We start from the raw sequence: 6,000 nt of genomic DNA, 5'->3' as shown, positions 1-6,000 counted from the left end.
GACGCCAGCAAGGGTGTCGTGCGCGACGCGGCCACCGGCGATCTCAAAGTTGTCCCGGTCACACCTGAGACCGAGTCACAGATCCTCATCCACGACGCGCACTCGACCTCGCCCACCCAGGCCTTCGCCCTGTCCCGCCTGGCCGACCCCGACACCCTGCACCACACCCCCATCGGTGTCTTCCGCGACGTCGAACGCCCGGTCTACGACACGTTGATGTCCGACCAACTCGACACCGCCATCGAGCACAACGGCAAGGGCGACCTCGCCGCACTGCTCACCGGCAAAGACATCTGGACCGTTACCCGCTGATGCCCCCTGACCCGCCGCATCAGATAACGAGGAGTCTCCGTGACCTACGTGATCGCGCAGCCCTGTATAGACGTCAAGGACAAGGCCTGCATCGACGAGTGTCCCGTCGACTGCATCTACGAGGGCCCACGGATGCTCTACATCCATCCCGACGAATGCGTGGACTGCGGTGCCTGTGAGCCGGTCTGCCCAGTCGAGTCGATCTTCTACGAGGAGGATCTCCCCGCGCAGTGGAGACAGTTCGAGTCCGCGAACGCCGAGATCTTCAAGGAGCTCGGATCGCCGGGCGGCGCGGGCGCCGTGGGCCCCCTGGCCGCGGATCATCCACTGGTCGGCAGCGGGGCCGCCGCCGCGTGGCCCGCGCAAGGAGGGCACACCACCATCGGAGCATGAACGGGGGAACCGCTTCCCTGCCCGTCCGCGGGTGAGTGCCACCGATGCCGGCGGAGACGGGCCCACACCCGGCGCCGTCAGCGAGTCGTTCCGCTCGCCCAGGCCATCCGCGGAACGGTCACCGTATTCGGGAGGAGCGAGGAACAATCATGAAGTTTCGTGTGCTTGGACCCTTGGAAATGTGCGACAACGGGGAGAGCGTGCCAATCCAGGGCACCAAGCAGCGTGCCGTCCTGGGATTCCTCCTCCTCAACACCAACCGTGTGGTCTCCACCAGCGTCCTGATGGACGCGCTGTGGCCCATGGAGGAAGCGCCCAACACGGCGCGCAAGATCCTCCACAACGCCATCTGGGGGCTGCGCGTCCTGCTCAACGAACGCCAGGACGCCGAGGGCAGGCCTTCACTGAGTACCCGGCCGCCCGGTTACGTTCTGCAATTGGACCCAGAATCCGTCGACTTGTGCAAGTTCCAGCGGTTCGCCAAGGAAGGGCGGACCCGGCTGGCTGAGGGGTCCGCGGCGGGCACCGCGGCGCTGCTGCGGGAAGCTGTGGGCCTGTGGCGCGGCGCCGCGCTCGCCGACCTCGTGGAGGAAGGCTACGCCTGGCCCGAGCTGGCCGGCCTGGAGAACACCAGGGTGGACGTCCTCGAGGACTACTTCGACGCCGAACTCGCCCTCGGCCGACACCACTCCGTACTGCGTGAGATCGAGTCGGAGGTGGAGACGGGCACCCTGCGCGAGAGGCTGTGCGGGCAGCTCATGCTCGCCCTCTACCGCGGCGGGCGCCACACGGACGCGCTCGGCGTGTACAACCGGGTACGCTCCCGCCTCGTCGACCAGCTCGGCCTGGAGCCCGGGCGTGGGCTCCAGCAGCTGCAGCAGTCGATACTGCGCCACGACGACTCGCTGCTCGTGCCCCAAGCCCGCCGGGAAGCCGTCGAGTTGGTCACCGAGGCCCGCGCACCGGGCGCATCGCCGCTACCGACCGCCGCCCCGCCCGCCGTGCCGGCCGCCCCCGAGCCCCCCGAGCCCTCCGCGGCGTACGCCGAGCCGGTGCGCGCCGTCCCCGACGACGGCCTCACGCCCGCCCTGCCGCCGGACGGTCCACGACAACCCTGCAGCGTGGTGATGATGCAGGCCGCGGTCGACTTCGGCGCCGCCACGGACGCCGCGAGCGCGGATCGGGCCCTCGCCGCGCTCCCGGAGACCCTGCGGCACACGGCCGACTACTTCGGCGGAGTCATGGCGGCCCCGGCAGGCCCCGCGCTGCTCGCCCTGTTCGAAGGCGTCAACGCGGCCGAGCGAGCGGTGTCCACCGCCCTTGCGATGCTGGCGCCCGGCGGCCAGGAGGAGGCCCCGGAGCAGTCGGTCAGCATCCGCGCCACCGTGGTGACCGGAGAGGTCAGGACAGAGCAGCCGGACGGAGGGGCCACGGACGTACCCGTACTCGGCGGTCCGCTCCTCGACACCTCCCGGACCCTGATGGCACACACCGCGGCGGGCACCGTGCGCGCCTGCACCCACACGCGCGCCACCACCGGGGGAATCGTCCGCTACGCCGCGTCGGGCGGCGGGGCCGGGGGCTGGAAGGTGCGCCGTGTGCACTGGCGGTCCCTGACCCATCCCTCGATTCCGATCGTGGACCGGGACTACGAACTGGAGGTGCTGGCCGGGCTCCTCGGCCGGTCGCGGCACCGCTCCCTGCCCCAGACCGTCACCGTGCTGGGCAACGGCGGGGTCGGCAAAACCCGGGTGCTGCTCGAGTTCGAGCGGCGCGCCACGGCCTCCTGGGAGGACGTCGAGTTCGTCGTGTGCGGCCCCGAGGGTGCCGACCGGCCGCTCGGCCTGCTCAGGAACATCCTGACCGCGCTGTGCGGAGCCCCGGACGGCAGCGACGCGGAGACCCGCGCCGGGCTCCTCCAGCAGATCGTGTACGCGTGGATCGCGCACCCGGCCGAGGCCACCGAACTCAGCGCCAAACTCCCCGAGTTGATGCACGCGGGGGACGAGGGCCCGGCGCCCCACCGCGTGGATGTCCTGCGGGAGGCGGGGTGCCGCCTGCTGCGCGCGGTGGCATCCGACCACCCGCTGGTGATCTTCGTCGACGACGGACACGAACTGGACGACACGAGCCTGGACTTCCTCGAGCAGTTCATGGACTCCGCCGAACAGCTGTCCATCATGCTGGTCCTCGCGGCGCGGCCGAGCCTGCTGCGGCGCAGGCCGACGTGGGGCCGCGGCCAGTACCAGGGCGCGACGCTGACCCTGCCCGCCCTGGCCGACGCCACCATCGACCAGCTTTCCCACATCCTGCTCGCGAAGATCCGCCAGGGCCAGGTCACCCTGCCCACCCGCAGGATTGGACAGGTCATCGGTGACGACGGCCCCCGCCGCAGGCGCCGCCACGCCCTGCGCACGCTGATGCGCCTGGACACCTTGCTGCTGCCCAAGCTCACACTCCGCACGCTGAACGTGGACCAGGTGGCGGTGGGCCGCGGCGGCGGTTGACGCGGCCCGCGGTCGGGGCGCCGTGGCGGCGCCCGCCTCCTCAGGCGACCCGCTCCTTCTCCCTCGCTTCCTCGGGCGGCGACCCCGGCCGTACGTGCCGCAGGGTGACGGCCACGAGGAGCGCCGAGGCGGCGACGAGCAGGGCGCCGACCGTGGCCATGGCGGCCAGGCCGCTGGTGAAGGCCTCGCGGCCCAGGTCGAGGAGGCGTGCGGCCGTCGCGTCCGGCAGCCGATCGGCCACGGACAGGGCGCCCGCCAAGGTGTCCTCGGTGGCGCCCGCGGCCGTCGCGGGCACATCGGCGGGCAGGTCGTCGGTGACCTGACCCCGGTACACGGCGGTGCCGATGCTGCCGAGCACGGCAAGGCCGAGGGCGCCGCCGAACTCGTTGCTGGTCTCGGAGACCGCGGAAGCCGCGCCCGCGCGCTCCGGCGGCGCGGAGCTCACCACCATGTCCGTGCCGAGGTTGAGAGCCGGGGCTATCCCTGAGGCCATCACCGTCAGACCGGTCACGAGCAGCGCCGGATCGGACGGGCCCGCCAGGGCGACGAGCAGCAGCCCCACCGCGGCCGCGCCGAGCGAGGTGGCCATGACATACGCGGGGCGCACCCGGCGAAGCGCCGAAGTGGCCGCCACCGTCCCGACGATGCCGCCGACGCTGCCCGGCAGCATCCACAGGCCAGCGGCGAGCGGCGAGAGACCGTGCACCAGCTGCAACGACTGCACGATGAACAGGTTGATGCCGAACATCACGAACGTCAGGGTCGCCAAGGTGCCGAGGGACACCCGGAACCGGGGCTCCGCGAAGAGGCCGAGGTCGACGAAAGGGTCCGCGAGCCGGCGCTGGCGGCGAAGGAACACCATCGCCGCCGCGAGACCGAACACCACGGCCAGGACCGGCAGTACGCCGAGGCCGTGCCGAGTCATCTCCTTGAGCCCGTACACCGCGGGCAGCACGGCCGCGAGGGACAGCAGGGAGCTGGTGACGTCGAGTCGGCCGGCCGCGGGCGCCCGGTACTCGGGCAGAAGCACCGGACCGAGCACGAGGAGCAGCAGCATCACGGGCACGCCGATCAGGAACACCGCACCCCACCAGAAGTGCTGCAGCAGCACGCCGCCGACCAGCGGGCCGATCGAGGCGCCCGCCGTGAAGCACATCATCCACGCGGAGATGGCGATGGTGCGCTGCCGTTCGTCGACGAACATCGTGCGAAGCAGCGAAAGGGTGGACGGCATCAGGGTCGCCCCGGCCAGGCCGAGCAGCGCCCGTGCCGCGATCAGCGTGCCGGGACCGGTGGCGTACGCGGCCAGTACCGAGGCCACCGCGAACGCGACGGCCCCGGCGAGCAGCAGCCGGCGGCGGCCGATCCGGTCGCCGAGATGGCCCATGGTGATCAGGAAGCCGGCCACCATGAAGCCGTAGATGTCGGTGATCCACAGGAGTTGGGGCGCGCTGGGCGAGAGATCGGCGCTGAGTTGCGGCACGGCCAGGTGCAGCACCGTCATGTCCATCACGATCAGCATCGCGGGCAGCGAGAGGACGGCGAGGCCGAGCCACTCCTTCGCCCCGGCGCGCGGGGTGGGGCCGGTGGCGGGGCCGTCGGGGTCGGTGGTGGTCATCGGATTCCCTTTCCGGCCGTGGTCGGTCCAGCCGCGTGTACTGCCTGCGGGGGGTGTCCCGCACCGTGCGTCCGCGCCGCCCCGTCCGCCCACCAGCCGTCGTTCTTGCGGTACCAGTCGACGGTGTCGGCGAGGGCCGAGGCGAAGTCGTGGCGCGGTGCCCAGCCGAGCTCGGCGCGCAGCTTGGAGGTGTCGACGGCGTATCTGAGGTCGTGCCCGAGGCGGTCGGCGACCTGCTCGACGCTGTCCCAGCCGGCGCCGCAGTGCTCCAGGAGCAGTCCGGTGAGCTCGCGGTTGGTCAGCTCGACGCCGCTGCCGACGTTGTAGATCTCCCCGGCACGTCCCGCGGTGCGCACCGCCTCCAGGGCGGACACGTGGTCGTCGATGTGCAGCCACTCACGGGAGTTGGTGCCCGTGCCGTACAACGGCACGTGCAGGCCGCTCAGGAGCCGGGTGACGAACAGGGGGATCAGCTTCTCCGGGTACTGGTTGCGGCCGTAGTTGTTGCAGCAGCGTGTGATCCGTACATCGAGGCCGTACGTCGTGTGGAAGCTGAGAGCGAGCAGATCGGAGGAGGCCTTCGAGGCCGAGTACGGCGAACTCGGACGCAGCGGGTGGTCCTCCCGCCAGGAGCCCTGGGCGATGGAGCCGTACACCTCGTCCGTGGAGACATGCACGAACCGCCGCACGCCGTGCCGCAGGGCCGCGTCCAGGAGCGTCTGGGTGCCCAGGACATTGGTGCGCACGAACTCCTGGGAACCGCTGATGGAACGGTCCACATGGGTCTCGGCGGCAAAGTGCACGATGTCGTCCACGCCCGCCACGATCCGGTCGACGAGGTCCGGGTCGCAGATGTCCCCGGTGACGAAACGAAGCCCCGGGTGGGAGCGCACCTCGTCCAGGTTGGCGCGGTTGCCCGCGTAGGTGAGGCGGTCGAGGACGGTGACGTGCACGTCGTCGCGGTCCGGGTCGGCGAGCAGGGTTCTGACGTAGTGCGAACCGATGAAACCGGCGCCGCCGGTGACGAGGATGCGAAGGGTCACAGCAGGCTCCTTGGAGCTCGGGACGGTTACAGGGTGGCGGCCGGTGCGATGACGGCGCACCGGCGACTTGCGATAGTCGTGCCCGGGGTGCACGGGCGCGGACCGACCGGCGGCTCCTGGCGGTTGG

At 71.3% G+C, this 6,000-nt stretch carries 4 protein-coding genes and 1 pseudogene; 3 read left to right on the top strand and 2 right to left on the bottom strand.

The annotated features are described in order from the left end of the window. The 3 genes and pseudogenes from AC5P1C_RS37420 to AC5P1C_RS37410 form a co-directional block, all read left to right on the top strand. Positions 1-312: pseudogene (locus tag AC5P1C_RS37420) on the top strand (2-oxoacid:ferredoxin oxidoreductase subunit beta); the annotation flags it as partial. A 39-nt stretch (positions 313-351) separates the two neighbouring features. Further along, positions 352-705, top strand: coding sequence for a ferredoxin (fdxA, locus tag AC5P1C_RS37415; RefSeq protein ID WP_493870431.1), 354 nt, complete (start codon positions 352-354; stop codon positions 703-705). A 200-nt stretch (positions 706-905) separates the two neighbouring features. Beyond that, positions 906-3,212 carry an ATP-binding protein gene (locus tag AC5P1C_RS37410; RefSeq protein WP_493870430.1) on the top strand — a complete coding sequence of 769 codons (2,307 nt, stop codon included), beginning with the start codon at positions 906-908 and terminating at the stop codon, positions 3,210-3,212. 40 nt (positions 3,213-3,252) lie between these two features. On the opposite strand, the gene AC5P1C_RS37405 is transcribed toward AC5P1C_RS37410, so the two are convergent. Both AC5P1C_RS37405 and rfbB read right to left on the bottom strand, forming a co-directional pair. Then, positions 3,253-4,830, bottom strand: coding sequence for an MFS transporter (locus tag AC5P1C_RS37405; RefSeq protein WP_493870429.1), 1,578 nt, complete (start codon positions 4,828-4,830; stop codon positions 3,253-3,255). Then, on the bottom strand, positions 4,827-5,873 hold the full coding sequence (gene rfbB / locus AC5P1C_RS37400) for a dTDP-glucose 4,6-dehydratase (RefSeq protein WP_493870428.1): 1,047 nt from the start codon (positions 5,871-5,873) through the stop codon (positions 4,827-4,829). The genes AC5P1C_RS37405 and rfbB overlap by 4 nt, the downstream gene beginning before the upstream one ends. Positions 5,874-6,000 lie beyond the last annotated feature (127 nt).

Source organism: Streptomyces sp. A18, assembly GCF_059026065.1.
This window is presented reverse-complemented; position numbering and strand designations above follow the sequence as displayed.

Excerpts from the sequence above, each read along its gene's own strand:
- AC5P1C_RS37405 (WP_493870429.1), bottom strand. The coding sequence starts at position 4,830 with ATGACCACCACCGACCCCGACGGCCCCGCCACCGGCCCCACCCCGCGC.